The 17,220-nt window shown below is 57.0% G+C and carries 21 protein-coding genes and 1 tRNA gene; 14 read left to right on the forward strand and 8 right to left on the reverse strand.

The window, feature by feature from the left end:
- Nucleotides 1–47: 47 nt before the first annotated feature.
- From C7964_RS00945 to C7964_RS00960, 4 genes are read left to right on the forward strand one after another with little or no spacing between them, the layout of a single operon-like run.
- On the forward strand, nt 48–1,175 hold the full coding sequence (locus C7964_RS00945) for an ABC transporter permease (RefSeq protein ID WP_110277846.1): 1,128 nt from the start codon (nt 48–50) through the stop codon (nt 1,173–1,175).
- Entirely contained in the window at nt 1,175–1,951 is a 777-nt protein-coding gene (locus C7964_RS00950; RefSeq protein ID WP_110277847.1) for an ABC transporter ATP-binding protein, read from the forward strand. Before C7964_RS00945 ends, C7964_RS00950 begins: the two co-directional genes overlap by 1 nt.
- Nucleotides 1,951–3,150, forward strand: coding sequence for an MlaD family protein (locus C7964_RS00955; RefSeq protein ID WP_110277848.1), 1,200 nt, complete (start codon nt 1,951–1,953; stop codon nt 3,148–3,150). Before C7964_RS00950 ends, C7964_RS00955 begins: the two co-directional genes overlap by 1 nt.
- A 5-nt stretch (nt 3,151–3,155) precedes the next feature.
- Nucleotides 3,156–3,764: an ABC-type transport auxiliary lipoprotein family protein gene (locus C7964_RS00960; protein WP_110277849.1), complete on the forward strand. Its 609-nt coding sequence runs from the start codon at nt 3,156–3,158 to the stop codon at nt 3,762–3,764.
- Nucleotides 3,765–3,784: 20 nt separating this feature from the next.
- Here the strand turns inward: C7964_RS00960 and C7964_RS00965 are convergent, their stop codons facing one another.
- Complete coding sequence (locus tag C7964_RS00965) at nt 3,785–4,213, reverse strand: DUF2267 domain-containing protein (RefSeq protein ID WP_286163681.1); 429 nt, start codon at nt 4,211–4,213, stop codon at nt 3,785–3,787.
- A gap of 166 nt (nt 4,214–4,379) precedes the next feature.
- Here C7964_RS00965 and C7964_RS00970 point away from each other — a divergent pair, with 166 nt between their 5' ends.
- Nucleotides 4,380–4,694, forward strand: a complete 315-nt coding sequence (locus C7964_RS00970) for a TraR/DksA family transcriptional regulator (RefSeq protein WP_242654428.1) — start codon at nt 4,380–4,382, stop codon at nt 4,692–4,694.
- 73 nt (nt 4,695–4,767) lie between these two features.
- Nucleotides 4,768–5,652 carry an MBL fold metallo-hydrolase gene (locus C7964_RS00975; protein WP_220000159.1) on the forward strand — a complete coding sequence of 295 codons (885 nt, stop codon included), beginning with the start codon at nt 4,768–4,770 and terminating at the stop codon, nt 5,650–5,652.
- A gap of 104 nt (nt 5,653–5,756) precedes the next feature.
- Here the strand turns inward: C7964_RS00975 and C7964_RS00980 are convergent, their stop codons facing one another.
- Together C7964_RS00980 and C7964_RS00985 are read right to left on the reverse strand one after the other, a co-directional pair.
- Nucleotides 5,757–6,119 (reverse strand): hypothetical protein, encoded by a 363-nt coding sequence (locus tag C7964_RS00980; RefSeq protein ID WP_220000155.1) that lies wholly within the window; start codon nt 6,117–6,119, stop codon nt 5,757–5,759.
- A 97-nt stretch (nt 6,120–6,216) separates the two neighbouring features.
- On the reverse strand, nt 6,217–6,654 hold the full coding sequence (locus tag C7964_RS00985; protein WP_181417077.1) for a host attachment protein: 438 nt from the start codon (nt 6,652–6,654) through the stop codon (nt 6,217–6,219).
- A gap of 116 nt (nt 6,655–6,770) precedes the next feature.
- Between C7964_RS00985 and C7964_RS00990 the strand changes: the two genes are divergently transcribed.
- Complete coding sequence (locus C7964_RS00990) at nt 6,771–8,300, forward strand: PAS domain S-box protein (RefSeq protein WP_110277854.1); 1,530 nt, start codon at nt 6,771–6,773, stop codon at nt 8,298–8,300.
- Here C7964_RS00990 and C7964_RS00995 read toward each other — a convergent pair.
- Nucleotides 8,252–9,022: a response regulator gene (locus C7964_RS00995; protein WP_110277855.1), complete on the reverse strand. Its 771-nt coding sequence runs from the start codon at nt 9,020–9,022 to the stop codon at nt 8,252–8,254. The two genes, C7964_RS00990 and C7964_RS00995, sit on opposite strands and share 49 nt — an antisense overlap.
- A 166-nt stretch (nt 9,023–9,188) precedes the next feature.
- On the opposite strand from C7964_RS00995, the gene C7964_RS01000 reads away from it, so the two are divergent.
- Both C7964_RS01000 and C7964_RS01005 read left to right on the forward strand, forming a co-directional pair.
- A complete protein-coding gene (locus tag C7964_RS01000) occupies nt 9,189–9,866 on the forward strand; it encodes a helix-turn-helix domain-containing protein (protein WP_286163682.1) in 678 nt (225 codons plus the stop codon).
- A gap of 226 nt (nt 9,867–10,092) precedes the next feature.
- Nucleotides 10,093–10,932: a universal stress protein gene (locus C7964_RS01005; protein WP_110277856.1), complete on the forward strand. Its 840-nt coding sequence runs from the start codon at nt 10,093–10,095 to the stop codon at nt 10,930–10,932.
- 15 nt (nt 10,933–10,947) lie between these two features.
- On the opposite strand, the gene C7964_RS01010 is transcribed toward C7964_RS01005, so the two are convergent.
- The gene (locus C7964_RS01010) at nt 10,948–11,640 is read right to left on the reverse strand and encodes an endonuclease/exonuclease/phosphatase family protein (protein ID WP_110278500.1); all 693 of its coding nucleotides are present in this window, start codon (nt 11,638–11,640) and stop codon (nt 10,948–10,950) included.
- 46 nt (nt 11,641–11,686) lie between these two features.
- On the opposite strand from C7964_RS01010, the gene C7964_RS01015 reads away from it, so the two are divergent.
- Complete coding sequence (locus tag C7964_RS01015) at nt 11,687–12,328, forward strand: DUF2238 domain-containing protein (RefSeq protein ID WP_286163683.1); 642 nt, start codon at nt 11,687–11,689, stop codon at nt 12,326–12,328.
- 12 nt (nt 12,329–12,340) lie between these two features.
- Here C7964_RS01015 and C7964_RS01020 read toward each other — a convergent pair.
- Nucleotides 12,341–12,417, reverse strand: a tRNA-Arg gene (locus tag C7964_RS01020).
- A 178-nt stretch (nt 12,418–12,595) separates the two neighbouring features.
- Here C7964_RS01020 and C7964_RS01025 point away from each other — a divergent pair.
- Nucleotides 12,596–13,552 carry a LacI family DNA-binding transcriptional regulator gene (locus tag C7964_RS01025; RefSeq protein WP_502693547.1) on the forward strand — a complete coding sequence of 319 codons (957 nt, stop codon included), beginning with the start codon at nt 12,596–12,598 and terminating at the stop codon, nt 13,550–13,552.
- Here C7964_RS01025 and C7964_RS01030 read toward each other — a convergent pair.
- Nucleotides 13,549–14,247 (reverse strand): winged helix-turn-helix domain-containing protein, encoded by a 699-nt coding sequence (locus C7964_RS01030; protein ID WP_400084897.1) that lies wholly within the window; start codon nt 14,245–14,247, stop codon nt 13,549–13,551. The genes C7964_RS01025 and C7964_RS01030 overlap by 4 nt on opposite strands.
- Nucleotides 14,225–14,506 (reverse strand): hypothetical protein, encoded by a 282-nt coding sequence (locus C7964_RS01035; protein WP_110278503.1) that lies wholly within the window; start codon nt 14,504–14,506, stop codon nt 14,225–14,227. Before C7964_RS01035 ends, C7964_RS01030 begins: the two co-directional genes overlap by 23 nt.
- A 158-nt stretch (nt 14,507–14,664) precedes the next feature.
- Between C7964_RS01035 and C7964_RS01040 the strand changes: the two genes are divergently transcribed.
- From C7964_RS01040 to C7964_RS01050, 3 genes are all read left to right on the forward strand, one after another.
- A complete protein-coding gene (locus C7964_RS01040; RefSeq protein ID WP_110277858.1) occupies nt 14,665–15,150 on the forward strand; it encodes a hypothetical protein in 486 nt (161 codons plus the stop codon).
- A gap of 177 nt (nt 15,151–15,327) precedes the next feature.
- Nucleotides 15,328–15,960 (forward strand): ribonuclease HII, encoded by a 633-nt coding sequence (gene rnhB, locus C7964_RS01045; protein ID WP_110277859.1) that lies wholly within the window; start codon nt 15,328–15,330, stop codon nt 15,958–15,960.
- Nucleotides 15,961–16,050: 90 nt separating this feature from the next.
- Nucleotides 16,051–17,160 (forward strand): site-specific DNA-methyltransferase, encoded by a 1,110-nt coding sequence (locus C7964_RS01050; protein ID WP_110277860.1) that lies wholly within the window; start codon nt 16,051–16,053, stop codon nt 17,158–17,160.
- Nucleotides 17,161–17,220 lie beyond the last annotated feature (60 nt).

Below are 17,220 nucleotides of genomic sequence, written 5' to 3' on the forward strand. Positions count from 1 at the left end.
TGACCTTGATCAACACACCTTGGATCGTGCCGACATAGAAGGTGGAAATGAACACTCGCGGATCGCGCCCAGCCGACAACACCACCGCCCCGCAAATGAACTTTGTGGATGGTGTCCTTGTGCTGGAGGGTGATTTTCTGATCGGATCAGTGGAAGGGCTGCTGGCACAGCATGGTCAGGCGGAAACGATCGACCTGAGCGGTGTCACACGGCTGGATACGGCGGGTGCCTGGGCCGTTGTGACGCTGGAACGCCGGATACAGGATGCTGGTGGGACGCCAAAAATCACGGGCGCGACATCCCTGCAAAGCGATCTGATCGAGACCTTGCGCCAGAATATGCCGGAAACAGACATACCCGTTGCACCGAAAAAGTCGGTCGCCGACAGGCTCGAACAGGTGGGGCGGTCAACGGTCAGCGCGTTTCAAAAGACAATGGCGATTGTCGGGTTTCTTGGCCGCGTTGTTGCGACGGTTGCAGGGTTGATCGTGCGGCCGGGGCGGATCAGGTGGACCGCCATTGTGCACCACATGCAGCAGGTGGGGCTGAACGCTGTTCCGATTGTGTCGTTGATGGCCTTCCTGATCGGTGTCGTGCTGGCCTTTCAGGGGGCTGCACAACTGCGCCAGTTCGGAGCGGAGGTGTTCGTCGTTGATCTGATCGCGATCTCGATTTTGCGTGAGCTCGGTATTCTGCTCACAGCGATTATCGTGGCGGGACGTTCCGGTTCAGCTTTTACCGCTGCGATTGGGTCTATGAAAATGCGCGAAGAGATCGACGCAATGCGCACCCTCGGGCTTGATCCGGTTGAGGTGTTGGTCGTGCCTCGCGTGATCGCCTTGACCATCATGTTACCGGTTCTGGGGATCATCGCGAACTTTGCGGGCCTGTTCGGCGGCGCGCTCATGTCATGGATTGAACTTGGCGTTTCTCCTGGCGTGTTCCAGTCCAGATTGGTCAGCAATACCGGTGTTGAGCACCTGTTCGTGGGGCTGATCAAAGCGCCGTTCTTTGCGTTGATTATCGCAATTGTGGGCTGCTTTGAAGGGATGCAGGTCAAGGGCAACGCGGAATCCTTAGGTCATCTGACCTCGACCTCTGTGGTGCTGGCGATCTTCCTTGTGATCGCCGCGGATGCGCTGTTTTCGATCTTTTTTGCCGTTTTGGGGATCTGATGGACGAGGCACCTATCATCAGTGTTCGCGGCCTTGTCACCCGTTTCGGCAAGCATACGGTCCATGACGGCCTCGATCTTGATGTGCGTCAGGGCGAGATCATCGGGATCGTAGGCGGATCAGGGACCGGCAAATCGGTGTTGCTCCGTGCGGTTGTGGGGCTTTTGAAACCAGTTGAGGGCCAGATTACCGTCTTTGGCGAAAACGTCCGTGATACCAGTGCAGAAGACTACCGCCGCCTGCGCCGTCGCTGGGGTGTGATGTTTCAGGATGGCGCGCTGTTTTCATCGCTGAATGTGCAGCAAAACGTCGAGGCGCCGATGCGCGAACAGCTTGCGCTGTCGCCCGAAACCCGCGCGGCACTGGCCGCGATCAAGGTGCGCATGGTGGGCTTGCCCGAAGATGCGTTGCAAAAGATGCCCTCCGAGCTTTCCGGCGGGATGCGCAAGCGGGCGGGCTTTGCGCGCGCGATTGCACTTGATCCCGAGATTGTCTTTCTGGATGAACCGACGGCCGGACTTGACCCTATTGGTGCTGCGGCCTTTGATACGCTGATTGCGCAATTGCGCCGCGCATTGGGTTTGACGGTGTTTCTGGTCACACATGACCTTGATAGCCTGCATGCAATCTGTGACCGTATTGCTGTTCTGGCCGAAGGCCGCGTGCTGGCCACGGGGACAATGTCAGAAATGCAGAACGTTGATCACCCGTGGGTGCAGGCCTACTTCAAAGGCCCGCGCGCCCGCGCCGCTTTGGCACAAAAGGAAACCATCTGATGGAAACCCGTGCGAATTTTATCATTATCGGCCTGTTTACCTTGCTGGGAATTCTGGGCGGTCTGGGGTTCTTCCTGTGGTTGGCCAGCGTCCAGATCGACCGGCAGTACGCGCAATATGGCGTGCTTTTTGACAATGTGTCGGGTCTGGACCAATCCGCAGAGGTGTTGTTCAACGGGGTTTCTGTCGGCAGGGTGACGGGCATTCGTATCTGGGAAGATGACCCCAGCAAAGCCTATGTTGCGGTGGAAATTGATTCCACCACGCCGGTTGCCGTCGATACCATTGCGCGGCTGGAATCACAGGGTGTGACGGGCGTGGCCTATATTGCGCTGTCAGGCGGTGCACCTGGTGCGCCGGTCATCCCGCTGGATGGCAACGAGGTCCCGATTATCCCGTCGCGGCAATCGACCTTTCAGTCTCTTGTCAGCAGCGCGCCCGATCTGATCGCGGATGCCTCCAGAATTGTCTCGCAGCTTGAGCAGCTGACGGGCACGGAAAATCAGGAACGCGTGCGCAGTATTCTGGAAAACGTTGATAATGCCACCGATGGATTGGAACAGGCGCTGACGGATTTCTCTGATATTTCAGAGACTTTGCGCGCCGCGACCGCGCAGGTCACAGGCTTTGTCGCTGAATTCGACGGTGTGGGAAACAGCGCAAGGGCGACGCTAGACGCCGCTGACGGGTCTTTTGCCGCCATCACCGAAACCTTTGGCAATGCGAATGCAGCCATCGAAAATCTTGGGCCTGCCATTGATCAGGCCAACGCCGCGATTGCAGCGATCAATACGCTGGTCACAGAGGATTTCGCCCCGTTGGCCGATGATTTGCGCACGACGCTGGGCAATGCGGATACTGCCCTTGCAAGTGCCGATCAGGCCTTTGTGCGTGCCGATGGTTTGATGGTGGATGATCTGGGCCCCGCCTTGGCCGAGACCCGTGCCGCGCTCACTGATTTGGCGGAAACTGTGGCCACGGTGACTGATGACGTGCCCGCGATCATGGCTGATCTGCGCGCCGGCGTTGCCGAGGCCCGTAGCGCGATTGCTGCAATCAGCCCCGGCATGCGCGACTTTGGCGCGCTGGGTGGCGAAGCGCGCGCCGCTGTCCGTGCCCTGAATGATCTTATACGGCGTATCAACCAGGACCCCGCGGGTTTTGTGCTGGATAACCGCGTTCCCGAATACCGGAGGTAAGACCGATGACCCTGACAAGACGGACCTTTACGTTGGCGACACTTGCCTTGCCCGGTTGCACGGCACTCGGGGTTCTCAATGATGCGGCCACCCCGCGCGATACCTATGCTTTGCAGCCTGTCAGCATGGCTGGTCAGACAAGGCGATCATCGCGGACGTTGCTGGTCCTTGAGCCAAGCGCCCCTGCCGCGATTGCCACTGACCGGATATTGATCAAGCAGGACCCGCTCTCTGTCACTTATCTGCCTGATGCGCGCTGGGCCGATACCGTGCCGAAGATGTTCCAGACGGTCCTGATCCAGTCAATCGCGTCCAGTGGGCAGGTCGGCTTTGTGGGCGCACAAGGCGCTGGGCCTGTGCCTGATGCGGTGCTGCTGACGCGGATTGATGCCTTCGGGGTTGACCGGCAAGCGGATGGCAGTTTTGTGGCGCGGGTGTCGTTCGAGCTGACTGTGTTGCGTGACCGCGATCAAAGGGTGTTGGGCACACAGCGCTTTGCCACGACTCTCGCGGTTGCTGATGATCGGGCCGATACAATCACGCGCAGCTTCCAGCAGGTGCTGGAAGCGCTCTTGCCGCAGGCGCTGCCATGGGTCGCCGCACGGGTGGGGTGAAGCTTATAAGGATGGTGGCCCTAGGGGGCGGGCCACAAATCGCGTAACTCCTGTGGCAGGCAAGCGCGGACATCCTCCACCTCGCCCCGCGAGATATGGGCATTGATCACGTTGAAAACGGCCTTGATATCGCTTGGTCCCTGATAGTCGATCACATCACCGACCTGCGCATCGACTGCCGCGATGAAATCTTCTGCGTGACGCTCCTGAACCGGCGTCAGCTTTGGCTGCCAGCCTTCAAAGAACATACCACGCACAAGCATCGGAAGCTGCGCCGAAAACTGTGCCATTTCATCGACCGGAAGGTGATCGCGAATTTTGGTGAGTACGGTACGCAGCAAGCGAAGGACCTCGCGTTCATTGGTCCAACCGGTGCGTCCGGCCAGATCGTTCACCCATTCATGTGCCTCATGGGTCGTGCGTTCAAAGACATGGATCATCCGGCTCATCACAAATTTCCTTTTCACTGGGTTTACGAACCACTGGTACCGGAACGCACGGGGCTGGTATTGATCAAAATCAAAGCACGTTGGGGGCGAAGCTGACATAGCTGGGGCATCTGGATTACGGGCGGAATGAGTGCGCCCCATCCCAAAGTTATGGAAGGACAGGCACGTGGCTTTTGAAGAACGCAAAGCACAGATCGAAAACCGGATTGCAGAGCTGACTGCGCATATGCAGAAGATTTCCGACGATCTTGATCAACCCCTTCCGGCCGATCTTGAAGATCAGGCTATTGATCTTGAAGACGACGAAGTCCTGAGCAGCCTTGGACTGAGCAATCAGAAAGAGGTGGGGCTCTTGAATGATGCGTTGAAACGCATCGCGAAGGGCACCTATGGCATTTGCGCCAAATGCGGCGGTGACATCTCTCCGGAACGTCTGGATGCCGTGCCCTACGCCGTCACCTGCCGCAAATGTATGGGGTAGGATTGATTTCGATCAATGAAGGCGCTGAGCCATCTATATATTCCGATATCGTAATGTATTTTATGAGGAGAAACTGATGCCTTATCCTGTTGATATGACGATCAAACCCCATGTTTCGCCCTTCTTTGACGAGGCAACAAATACGATCAGCTATGTCGTGTCGGAACCTGACGGTGATCATTGCGCGATCATTGATAGCGTGCTGGATATCGACTATGCCGCAGGCCGCCTAACCTATGACAGCGCCGATGCGCTGATCGCCGAGGTGCAGCGCCGCGACCTGAAGCTGGACTGGATCATCGAGACCCATGTGCACGCCGACCACCTAAGCGCAGCCCCCTATATTCAGGAAAAGCTGGGTGGCAAGATCGGTGTCGGTGAGAAGATCACAGTTGTGCAGGACACTTTTGGCAAGATCTTTAACGCAGGCACAGAATTCCAGCGCGACGGATCGCAGTTTGATGCTCTGTTCAAAGAAGGCGACACCTATCAGATCGGGAATATGCAGGCCTTTGTCATTGCCACGCCGGGGCATACGCCTGCCTGTATGGTGCATGTCATCGGTGACGCTTGTTTTGTCGGTGACACGCTCTTCATGCCCGACGGCGGGTCTGCACGTGCCGATTTCCCCGGTGGTGACGCAGGCACGCTTTATGACAGCATCCAGAAGGTGCTGGCCCTGCCTGACGACATGCGTCTTTTCATGTGCCATGACTACGGCCCCAATGGCCGCGATATTAAGTGGGAAACCACAGTCGCCGAGGAGAAGGCCCATAATATCCACGTAGGCCGCGGCAAGACGCGCGACGAGTTCATCAAGTTCCGCACAGAACGCGACGCGACGCTGGATATGCCCCGCCTGATTATTCCGTCGCTACAGGTGAACATGCGTGCGGGCGAAGTGCCGAGAGATCAGGACGGCAACGAGATGCTCAAAGTGCCGTTGAACAAGCTCTAGTGTCCTGATCCTGGCCACGTGCACGGGCTTGATCCTCCCAAGAAATAACCCCGTTCAGTCAGGCTGAGCGGGGTTATTTTCGCTCTGCCGGCTACGAATTCCGTCTAAACGGGGGTGTGCTTGGTCTGGCCTTCGACGATTGGCATCATATCCATCCCCATCTTGATCAGCTTGCCTGTCTCAAGGGTGTATTGAGCATAGGTCTTTTCGAGGAACTTCATTTGCACCTTCTGCAATTCTTCGGCAGACTTGCATTTCAACAGCTCGCCTTGGGTCTTGGCATCTTCGCGGATCCGGTCCGCGACGAAATTCGCCACCTCGCTGTTGATTTCGGCAACCTTGTCAAACCATCCGGTATGCATCAATCCCAAGGGATAGAGGCCCGCATCCTCGAATTGTTTCATCCATGCCTTACCCATTGTGAGAAGGGCATCGTCCGCGGCAGTCTCATTTTCTGATTTCGACATCATCTGTCCCCCTTGTTTCTAACTGTGCGTATTTTAGCGCGTTGCGACAAAATTAGCGTTGACATGTATCAACCTTGGCGGGCGCGGGGATCACTGCCTAAACCAGCATGATGTCATTCAGATGATCAGGTAGGTCAGTCAGCGGGATATGTGTCAGGTCTTTGGGCACCTCGGCGCGCAAAGCAGATTTGACTTTCGGCGTCAGTGCCTTGCGCAGGATCCCCAGCATGGCGGGAGAGGCCACGAGAACAAGACGCTCAAATTCGCCATGACCAAGCGCGGCCTCCAGATAAGCAACGATATCATCGGCAAAAGCTGCCGCTGCGAGCCCTTTGAGATCGGGGTCAGAGATATTGCCACGGTTTGGTCCAACGGGTGCGTTTGTCATTCCCGGGGCATCGGACAACTCGGTGATCGGCGGGGCTTCCAGTCCTTCGGTGCTATGGCCGTAAATCCCTTTTCCGGGGCCATCATTGACTGCAATCCGCACATGTTTGGAATCCGCCAATACGATCCATGTTTTATGTGGTTTCATCGCCATTTCTCCCGTGAGTTTCGGGCAATTTATGGGCATGGCGCGGGGTGCAGTTGATTTTTCTCAATAATAGGGGTCACTCTGCGTGAACACTCCGTGTGGAAAGGCAGACCCTGATGAGCGATTACAAACGCGATGCGCTTTTGTTCATGGCCCTGCTTGATGCAATGCCCGATGCGGTTCTGGTCAGTAATGCTGAAGGCGTGATCATGCAGGCCAATCCCGCCGTCGGACGCCTCTTTGGCCATGATCCGGCGGAATTGATCGGCGAAAGCGTCAATATCCTGATGCCGCAAGCACTCGCGGATCGGCACAATGGCTTTATGGAAAACTATCTGAATACCGGCATTGCGCGGGTTATCGGGTTGGGGCGTGCCGTCGAAGGGCTGCGGCGCGATGGCACCGCCTTTCCGTTGCATTTGTCCATCGGGAAGGCCGAGCAGGCAGGACAGACCTACTTTATCGCAATCCTGCACGATCAGAGCAAACGCAAGGCTGCCGAGGATGCCTTGGCGCGCTCTGCCCGCGTTGATGCGATCGGCCAGATGACCAGCGGGATCAGTCACGATTTCAGCAATATCCTGACCGTCATTATTGGCAATCTCGAGCTGTTGGAGGCAAGGATCGACGGCGAGGACAATAAGGCGATCCTGTCTGATGCGGTCGAGGCGGCGCATTTGGGTGCAGAACTGACCGCGGGGATCAGTGCATTTGCACGCACGACAATTACCCATTGCGACCCTATCGACGTGAATGAGGCCTGTGATGCGGCCACGGCCCTCATCCAGCGCACCTTTGATCCAAAGTACGAAATCATCTTCGAGCGCTGCGACCCCTTGCCGATTGTCCTCGCGGATACCACGCAGTTGCAATCAGCACTGATCAACATCGCACTGAACGCCCGTGATGCTATGCCTGATGGCGGCAAGTTGATTATCCGCACAGAGACGGTCCTGATTGATGACACTTACGTCGCGCAGGAACTCGACGTCGCGCAGGGTCACTATGTCCGCATTTCGGTAACAGATACCGGCATCGGTATGGGGCCGGACACGCAACAAAAAGCGTTTGAGCCGTTCTTTACGACCAAACCCATCGGGCGCGGAACCGGACTTGGGCTTGCAATGGTCTATGGCTTTGTGCGGCAATGCGCTGGCCATGTTGCGATCTACAGCGAGATAGGGCTGGGAACGACAGTCGCTCTGTATTTCCCGATCCTTGGTGAAGCCCCAGTTATGCGCCAAACCGCCGGAGAAAGCATCAGCCGCCACGAGGCTAACGGGCAATCTGTTTTGGTGGTTGAAGACAACCCACAGGTACGCCGTCTGACTGTCGCGCGGCTCAAGGAGTTGGGCTATGTTGTTGAAGAATGCGGTTCTGGCGATGACGCTGCCGAAATACTGCGCCAGAAAGACACGATAGACGCGGTGTTTACCGATCTGGTGATGCCAGGGGAACTGGATGGCCTCGCGCTCGCACGGCACATCGTGGCGACCTATCCGCACATCCGTATTCTGCTGACGTCAGGCTATGGCGAAGATATCCTGAACGCCAAGCACGCCGAGACAAATCTGCAGATCCTGCGCAAACCCTACCGTCAGTCGGATCTGGCCAAGGCGCTTTCAGCACTATTCGATGGTGGATGATTGTCACAGTCCCGGACGTCGCATGTGAACGAATATCCGATGCCGCGGATTGTCGAGATCAGCCGTGGCGATGCGGGGTTGCGTTCGATCTTCTTGCGCAGACGGGCAATCTGGTTGTCGATGGTGCGGTCAAGCGGCGCATAGCTTTGTCCGCCTGTCAGATCCATCAGTTGTTCGCGCGAAAGTACGCGTTTCGGGCGGCGCAAAAAGACCTCTAACAACGTAAACTCGCCGCTTGTGAGGTCGACCAAGTCATGGTTGCGGTCCAAGAGCTTCATCTCTGCGGGCATGGCGACCATGTCGTCGAATACCCAACACGGGCTATCGGGCGGCGTCAGGGTGGGCTGGGCTGTGCGGTGTGACCGACGCAGGATTGATTTGACGCGTGCAACCACCTCGCGCAGATGAAACGGCTTTGAAATATAGTCGTCTGCGCCAATCTCGAGACCGACGACACGGTCAATCACGTCACTCTTTGCCGTCACCATAATGATCGGAACAGCGGAAGCCTGACGAATGGCCTTGGCCACGTCCAAACCGTCATCTGAACCCAGATCAAGATCCAGCGTCACAAGATCAACCTGACCCGCCGCAAGCGCCTTTAGCGTCGCTGCTTTATCGCCCGCCTCGCGCACCTCGCTGCCCTCGCCTTCAAAGCAACGCCGCAGCAGGGTTCTGATCTTTGGATCATCGTCGACGACCAAGATGACAGCGTTTTTCATGAACGGCCTCCGTTCCTCAATACAACTGGAGAGTAGGGACTCGGCAGGTTTGAACCTAGCCTATTTGTGGCTTTGATACAAATTGATACAATTTGATACGATCGCTCAGGTATGGGCGATACGAAGGCTCAATAGGTTTCCTGGACCGCAAAAAAAGGAAGCTGCCATGTATGTGACCTCTGCGCCAAGCATCAATGACGAGATGATCGTCATTCCATCCCGTAAGCCATCCATTGCAAGACAAGCAACGATAACAATCAAGCCGGGCAAGCATCTGTTTCTTGAAGATGACCCCGCTGACTTGATTTATGAAGTGGCCAGCGGGATTTTGCGTCTGACACGGATCATGGAGGATGGCCGGCGGCAGGTCATCGCCTTTGGGTATCCCGGCGACACCGTCGGTTTCCCGAGCAACGGACGCTATCACACAGACTGCGACGCGCTTGTGCCGACAACACTGATCGTGCACCGCCGCTCGGATCTTGAGAGCGCCAAGGGTGATCCAGAACTCCATCTGCGCCTATTGCGGGCCGCTTTGCGTGAAATCAGCGGCATGCAGGACCATTTCATGATGCTGGGCCGCAAGTCCTCGATTGAAAAGCTGGCGTCTTTCCTGATGGTGCTTTCGGCACGTGTGGGCGAACCGCTTGGAGAGTATACACAAATCGCCTTGCCCATGACCCGGGCCGATATCGCGGATTTTCTGGGCCTGACCACGGAAACCATCAGCCGCACGTTCACGCAATTGCGCAAGTCGCAGATCATCGCGATCGACCATGTGAACACTGTTGTTATTCTGAAACCCGTTGGTTTGCGTGCGATTGCGCAGGGCGACAGCGACTAGTCCTGAGTTCCCCCATGACTGCCGAGGCCGCGAATAAAGACGCGGACCTCGGTTTTTTCTGCACAATCGAAACAGATACCGCATGACCTGCTGCGATTGAGCAATGTCAAAACCATCACGCATTGCCCCCGCTAGAACGGTCGTGACGCATCAACGCGTTCCAAAAACGATCGTAGCCTGTCGCGCCGGATGTTCCCGATGCGGCAGCTGAACCGGAGGATATCTTATGACCCTGCGCACCATCCTTGTTTGCCTGACCAGCACAGCCTCGGCGGCAGAACTCTTGCGGTCCGCCGCGGTTCTTGCACGGCGGGACAATGCCCATGTTATCGGGCTTTATGTCACGGAATCGCTGGTGGTTTACCCCGGCATTGCGGTCCATATCCCCGAGGTGAGCTATCAGAGTTTTCTTGCCAGCCAAAAGGCGCATGCCAAAGAGGTGAAAGACATCTTTGACAGCTTCGCGAAATCCGAAGATTTCCCCAACGAGTGGCGGCAAGTCAGCAGCGAGAACGGATTTCTGGCCGATAGCATCATCGCCAATGCGCGCTTTGTCGATCTGATCGTGATGGCGCAAGAAGAGGACGGTGAAGAACGGCCGCTGATCAACAGCCTGCAAGAGCGGGTGATCAAAGAGAGCGGGCGCCCCGTGCTTGTCATTCCGCGTGGCTACACAGCCGACAAGCTGGGTCAGACTGTCTTGTTGGGGTGGAGTGATACCCGCGAGGCGACACGGGCGGTACATGATATGATGAACTTGGTTGGTGCGGGTGCAAGTGTGCGTGTTCTGCGCGTCGGCAAACCTCCCAGCAATACTCTGGCAGATCATGCCGCCATTGATCTTGCTACCGCACTCAGCCGCCATGGACCCAGTGTCGAGATTGTGCATCGGGAAAAAGACGGTGAAAAAGTGCCCGATATCCTTGCGCATGAAGCCTTTGAGATGGGCGCGGATATGATCGCCACGGGCGCATTCGGACATTCCCGGGCCTATGATTTCGTGATCGGCGCCGCGACGCGGCACCTCCTCCGCGATGCCAAGCTGCCGGTGATGTTCTCGAAATAGGACGGTGTTGAAGCTTCAGGAAATATCGGCCCAGATCGGCAGATGGTCCGAGGCCATCCGCGCAAGCGGGCTCTCATCGACCCCTACATCGCTGAGCGTCAGACCATGCGAGAGCGCCAGCCTGTCCAGTGCTGCAATCGGACGGGCGGCGTGAAAACTCCGGCCAGGGCTATGAAGGTCAAAGCCCTCTTCCAGCGCCTCAAAGCCGCGTGTCACAGCCCATTCGTTCATATCACCGATGATGGCCACCTTCTGGCTCGGGCCTAACCCTGCCACGATGGCGCGCAACTGGCGGCGGCGGGACTGGCGCAGCAATCCCAGATGCACCCCGACGATTGTGAAACCGTTCTCAAGTGAGACAGACACAGCGCCGCGCGGCTCGGCACCCGGCAATTCAATCCGGCTGGCGGTTTTCACCGCGATGCCACGCCGGACCAGAACGGCGTTGCCGTGCCAGCCAAGGCTGACGTCATTGGCGGCCAGTGGGACGACATCAAAATCGGTCGCCTGCGCAATCAGGTTTCTCGGGACCGCTGTCGGCCTGTCGCCAAGCCTGCGGTCGGCCTCCTGCAGGGTGATCACATCCGCGTCCAGTGCATTGATCACGTCAAGCACACGCCCGGGATCACGACGGCCATCAAGACCGCGCGCCTTGCGGATGTTGTAGCTGGCCAGTCGGAGAGTGCGGTTCTTGCGGGAGTGTGACATGAGCGTCATATATGTAGGAAATGCAATATAAACAGAGGTCGCCTGTGTGAGAGTGGAACTGCGCCAACAAGGATATCTGGTCCGGGGCCTGTGGGCACTCTTGATTCTGGCAGCGGCGGCGGCGGCGTATGAAGGGCGCTGGTCACTCACATTTGTCGCTCTTGCAACGCTGGCATTGGCATTGGCGCCGCTTTTCCTGGCCCGCAGGCTCGACATCACCTTGCCACTGCCTTTCGTCACCGCCGTCACCATCTTTGTGATCGCCTCGATCTTTATGGGTGAAGCCTTTGATTTTTATGAGCGGTTCTGGTGGTGGGACATCGCACTGCACGGCTCGTCCGCCATCGGCTTTGGTTTGGTCGGGTTCATCTTTGTGCTGATGATGTTCGAGGGCGACCGCTTTGCCGCGCCACCATGGGCGATGTGTCTGATGGCGTTCGGTCTGGCGGTAACCGTCGGTGCGTGTTGGGAAATCTTTGAATATGCAATGGACCAGTGGTTCGGGCTGAACATGCAGAAATCAGGGCTGCAGGACACAATGGGCGACCTGATTGTCGATGTCATTGGTGCTGCGTTGGCCAGCTGGCTTGGCTATGTCTACCTGCGGGCCAAAGACCCGTCATTCTGGACATGGCCAATTGACCGGTTCGTGGCACTGAACAAAAAGCTGTTCCGCAAACACAGGTAATCGCGTGATTAATGGTGACCCCGGCAGGATTCGAACCTGCAACCTGCCCCTTAGGAGGGGGCTGCTCTATCCAGTTGAGCCACGGGACCATCCGATGTGGTGAATGCATCGCTTTACCAAATTGGTCAACTGTCATGCGGTTCTGGCTTTTGTCGCAAAGCCCCGCTAACAATAGACGAAACCACGGACGGGACCCTTCATTTGACGAACAAACCAAGACGCCCACTGACCTTGCGCGATGTGTCCGAAGCATCCGGGGTAAGTGAAATGACCGTAAGCCGCGTCCTGCGTAACAAAGGGGACGTCAGCGCCGCGACACGGCAGAAAGTACAGGATGCCGCGAAATTGCTGGGCTATGTCCCCAACAAGATCGCAGGCGCGCTTGCATCGCAGCGCGTTAATCTGGTCGCGGTGATTATTCCATCACTGGGCAACATGGTTTTTCCAGAGGTGCTCTCGGGGATTTCCGAGACGCTGGAGGGTACCGATCTGCAACCGGTGGTCGGCGTGACCGACTATCTGCCCGAAAAAGAAGAGAAAGTTCTCTTTGAGATGCTCTCGTGGCGGCCTTCGGGTGTGATTATTGCCGGGCTCGAGCATTCCGAGGCGTCGCAAGCCATGCTGCGGCAGGCGGGTATCCCTGTGGTCGAAATCATGGATACCGATGGCGAACCGATCGACCATTGTGTCGGCATTTCCCACCGCCGCGCAGGGCGCAAGATGGCGGAAGAGATCATTGCCGCCGGTTACAAGCGGATCGGCTTTATGGGCACAAAGATGCCGCTCGATCACCGCGCGCGCAAGCGGTTCGAGGGGTTCACGCGGACGCTTGCAAAGGCAGGCATCGAGATCGCGGATCAGGAATTCTATTCCGGCGGCTCAGCCCTTGCCAAAGGGCGCGAGATGACGGCCAAGATGATCGAACGCACGCCGGATCTGGACTTCCTTTATTACTCGAATGACATGATCGGTGCGGGTGGTCTGCTTTATCTGCTGGAGCAAGGTATTGATGTGCCAGGCCAGGTAGGTCTGGCCGGTTTCAACGGGGTCGAGCTCTTGGAGGGTCTGCCACGGCAATTGGCCACGATGGATGCCTGCCGCCGCGAGATTGGCCAGAAAGCCGCGCGGATTATCGCGGCGCTCAATGCCGGTGAGGACGTGCCGGACGGCCCCGTTATTGCGCTGGAACCCATCCTTGCGGCGGGTGATACCCTGCGCCGCTAGATCATGCGAATGACGTCTTTGTCGATTGCCAGCACATAGCCTTTGCGGGCGATGTTCTTGACCAGAAGTTCGCTCATCATCTGGTTGCCCAATGTGTCGCGCAGGCGCTTGATGCGTGTTGCACCTGCGGCCTCATCGCAATCGGCGGCATCACGTCCCGAGATCACACCTTCGATTTCGGCCCCTGTCAGAACTTCGTCGTCCATGCGTGCTTCGGCCAGCACCGAAAGCGTTTCAATCGCGGCATCGGTCAGTTTGAATTCAAAATCATTCAGATACACCGCCTTTTGATCGCGGCTGATTGTGAGAGAGTTCACCTCGATCCCTTGTCGCTCAATGCGGCCCATCCGGCGGTTCAGGGCAATCAGCATGACAAGGAAGGCGACAGCAGCAATCAAGAGCGCCGTCGCAAAGACCAGCAGAACGAAGATCACAAAGCGGTAAGAGGCCAGCGTATCGGAGAATGCCGTGCCGGATCCTGCGAGGATTTCCAGCAGCTTGATTTCGGCGTTGCTGGTCAGGTTGTCGTTCTCAATAAAAAGCCGTTCGACGCGCATATTGAATGCATTGGCATCCGGCAGGTTGATAAACAGCAGCACGGCGGCAATTGCCAGAATCAGAACAATGGCCGCGATCCCTGCGATAACGATCTTGTTGCCGATTTCGCGCGCTTCAGTAGCGGAGGAAGAACTCACCTGCGCTGTCCTTTCTTTCATCAAGGCCGGCGTCATCAAAGACACCCAGCACATTCAAAAGCTGCCAACCGTTACCGGCCAACCGATCACGCAGTTGGCTTTCGGCCGATCCGACCGAGCAGTCGCCCCGCACCTCGGCCACACCATAGTGCAGCCGCAGTGGATCGTCCTGCTTGGCCTTGTAATCGGCATAGCAGGCCGCCTGCGCGAGGGTCGTGCTCAGCATGAGCGCCATGAATGAGAAAGAAATGTGTTTCATGCCCCCACCTGATCCAAAGCAGTTGTGATATTCAATAACGCCCAATGTTATCGCGATGGCAATCCTATAACCATCCCTCGTTATTGTTTGGCAAGCGACCGCTGCCGCACTTTCGGTTCATCGCCGCTCGATAGGCATTTGAACCGAAAGGAATCACCATGTTGAAATCAATGACTGCTGCCATCACTGCGCTGTCGCTGACCTTTGCGACCATGACCCCCGCCTATGCCCAAGGGCTGGACCGCGAAGATGTCGGAAAACTGCTGATTGGATTGGCTGCTGCTGCGGTGATTGGCTCTGCGATCGAGCAGAATAATCGTCGTGCAGAGCCCGCCACCCCCGCGCGCAATACGCAGCAATGGAACGGGATCAACCGCAACAACGGTTGGTCTGACCTGAGCCGGCAGGAAGAACGCAGCCGCCAGAACCGTCGCACCTTGCCCTATGCCTGTATGCGCCATGTCGAGACGCGCTTTGGAACCCAACGCATGTTTGGCAAGCGCTGCCTTGAGAACAACTACCGTTTTGCAAGCCGCCTGCCCGAGCGCTGCGCCGTCCGCGTCTGGACCAGCAACGGGCCACGCAACGGCTTTGATCCCCTTTGCCTGCGCGAGCAAGGCTACCGGACTGACCGACACAACTAAGTCGGGCAGGTGTGCGGCTGCTTGCCCCAGTTGCCGCACCACCTTGGGTGATCTGCCAGTAACAAGTACGCCGCTTAGTGCGTGATAAGGCGACGCCCAGTATGGGGCAGAGAGGTTGGACATGGCTCTCTGCCCCTTTTTCCTTGAAGTGACAGCTTTGTTCTGGTCACTGACCTTATGACCAAACCTGATTTTAGTTTTGAACAAGCCGCACAGGCGCGCGGCTTTTTGCAGATCGCTGGCGTCGATGAGGTCGGGCGCGGTCCGCTGGCGGGGCCAGTCGTTGCGGCGGCAGTGATTCTTGATCCTGCAAACATTCCCGCCGGATTGAATGACAGTAAGAAACTGACCGCGAAGAAGCGTGACGCGCTCTATGATGAATTGCTGGTGGTGGCGGACGTGTCTATCGCCGAGGCAACAGTGGCCGAGATTGATATCCATAACATTTTGCGCGCCTCTCATATCGCGATGGTCCGCGCGGTCGCGGGCCTGCGGCAAACCGCCGACTATGCGCTGATCGACGGCAATATGGTGCCGCGTGATTTGGTGATCCCTTGCGAGACAATCGTCAAAGGCGACGCACGTAGTTTGAGTATCGCGGCCGCTTCTGTCGTCGCCAAAGTGTGGCGCGACAGACACATGGTGGCATTGGCGCAACAGCACCCCCACTACGGGTGGGAAAACAACGCCGGATACCCCACAGCCCAACATAAATTGGGGCTTGAGCAGTTTGGCGTGTCTGAACACCATAGGCGTTCATTCAGGCCGATACACAATATCTTGTATCAAGATAAAAACGTAAGTGACTGAATCAATAAAGATTTTGACACGGAATCGCCTCTGACTCACATTGGGCTCAACCAAAGAGCGGGAACACCCGCCGGGGCTTAGAGGCAAGTTATGACGATCAAAACGAAAACGAAGGGTGCGCAAGCGCTCCCGCTCAATACGATTATTGATGGTGATTGCATCGAGGTGATGAACAGCCTGCCTGCAGGGTCTGTTGATCTGATTTTTGCGGATCCCCCATATAACCTACAGCTCAAGGGCGATCTGCACCGCCCCGACAATTCGAAGGTCGATGCCGTCGATGACGCATGGGACCAGTTCGACAGCTTCAAGGTCTATGACCAGTTCACCAAAGCATGGCTGGCTGCCGCCCGCCGTCTGCTGAAGCCAAATGGCGCGATCTGGGTCATTGGCAGCTATCACAATGTTTTCCGCATGGGCGCCGAGTTGCAGAACCAGGGTTTCTGGATTCTCAATGATGTTGTCTGGCGCAAATCCAACCCGATGCCGAACTTTCGGGGCAAGCGCCTGACCAACGCCCATGAAACCCTTATCTGGGCCTCCAAAGAAGAGGCCAGCAAGTACACCTTCAATTACGAAGCACTCAAGGCGCTTAACGAGGGCGTCCAGATGCGGTCGGACTGGGTTCTGCCCATCTGCACCGGTCATGAGCGGCTGAAGAATGACGAAGGCGAAAAGGCGCATCCCACGCAAAAACCGCAGTCCCTGTTGCACCGCGTTCTTGTTGCCACCACGAACCCCGGGGATGTGGTCCTTGACCCCTTCTTCGGGACTGGCACCACGGGCGCGGTCGCAAAAATGCTGGGCCGCGATTTCATCGGGATCGAGCGCGAAGAGGCCTACCGCAAGGTGGCCGAGAAGCGCATCAAGAATACCCGCAAATTCGACAAGGAAGCGCTGGAGGTCTCGACCTCGAAACGTGCCGAACCGCGTGTTGCCTTCGGCGTGTTGGTCGAGCGCGGCATGCTGCGCCCCGGCGAGGAATTGTGGAGCATGAATGGCCGTCACAAAGCCAAGGTCCGTGCTGACGGCACGTTGATCGGTGACGACATCAAAGGATCTATCCATCAGGTCGGTGCCTTCCTTGAAGGCGCACCAAGCTGCAACGGCTGGACCTATTGGCAATTTAAACGCGACGGGCAGAAAGTGCCCATTGATCTGCTGCGCCAGCAGATCCGCTCAGAGATGGCGAAACACTAAGTTTTACCAAAGTTGATACCGCCGGTGCCTGCGGCAAGCCTGTCCAATACTGGATGGGCA

The sequence above is a fragment of the Loktanella sp. PT4BL genome (assembly GCF_003201935.1).
In the GTDB taxonomy this organism is placed as follows: Bacteria; Pseudomonadota; Alphaproteobacteria; order Rhodobacterales; family Rhodobacteraceae; genus Yoonia.

What these genes read in the sequence shown, in the direction of transcription:
- C7964_RS00945 (WP_110277846.1), top strand. Translation starts at nt 48, where the DNA reads ATGAACACTCGCGGATCGCGCCCAGCCGACAACACCACCGCCCCGCAA.
- C7964_RS00950 (WP_110277847.1), top strand. Translation starts at nt 1,175, where the DNA reads ATGGACGAGGCACCTATCATCAGTGTTCGCGGCCTTGTCACCCGTTTC.
- C7964_RS00955 (WP_110277848.1), top strand. Translation starts at nt 1,951, where the DNA reads ATGGAAACCCGTGCGAATTTTATCATTATCGGCCTGTTTACCTTGCTG.
- C7964_RS00960 (WP_110277849.1), top strand. Translation starts at nt 3,156, where the DNA reads ATGACCCTGACAAGACGGACCTTTACGTTGGCGACACTTGCCTTGCCC.
- C7964_RS00965 (WP_286163681.1), bottom strand. Translation starts at nt 4,213, where the DNA reads ATGAGCCGGATGATCCATGTCTTTGAACGCACGACCCATGAGGCACAT.
- C7964_RS00980 (WP_220000155.1), bottom strand. Translation starts at nt 6,119, where the DNA reads ATGTCGAAATCAGAAAATGAGACTGCCGCGGACGATGCCCTTCTCACA.
- C7964_RS00985 (WP_181417077.1), bottom strand. Translation starts at nt 6,654, where the DNA reads ATGAAACCACATAAAACATGGATCGTATTGGCGGATTCCAAACATGTG.
- C7964_RS00990 (WP_110277854.1), top strand. Translation starts at nt 6,771, where the DNA reads ATGAGCGATTACAAACGCGATGCGCTTTTGTTCATGGCCCTGCTTGAT.
- C7964_RS00995 (WP_110277855.1), bottom strand. Translation starts at nt 9,022, where the DNA reads ATGAAAAACGCTGTCATCTTGGTCGTCGACGATGATCCAAAGATCAGA.
- C7964_RS01000 (WP_286163682.1), top strand. Translation starts at nt 9,189, where the DNA reads ATGTATGTGACCTCTGCGCCAAGCATCAATGACGAGATGATCGTCATT.
- C7964_RS01005 (WP_110277856.1), top strand. Translation starts at nt 10,093, where the DNA reads ATGACCCTGCGCACCATCCTTGTTTGCCTGACCAGCACAGCCTCGGCG.
- C7964_RS01010 (WP_110278500.1), bottom strand. Translation starts at nt 11,640, where the DNA reads ATGTCACACTCCCGCAAGAACCGCACTCTCCGACTGGCCAGCTACAAC.
- C7964_RS01025 (WP_502693547.1), top strand. Translation starts at nt 12,596, where the DNA reads ATGACCGTAAGCCGCGTCCTGCGTAACAAAGGGGACGTCAGCGCCGCG.
- C7964_RS01035 (WP_110278503.1), bottom strand. Translation starts at nt 14,506, where the DNA reads ATGAAACACATTTCTTTCTCATTCATGGCGCTCATGCTGAGCACGACC.
- C7964_RS01040 (WP_110277858.1), top strand. Translation starts at nt 14,665, where the DNA reads ATGTTGAAATCAATGACTGCTGCCATCACTGCGCTGTCGCTGACCTTT.
- rnhB (WP_110277859.1), top strand. Translation starts at nt 15,328, where the DNA reads ATGACCAAACCTGATTTTAGTTTTGAACAAGCCGCACAGGCGCGCGGC.
- C7964_RS01050 (WP_110277860.1), top strand. Translation starts at nt 16,051, where the DNA reads ATGACGATCAAAACGAAAACGAAGGGTGCGCAAGCGCTCCCGCTCAAT.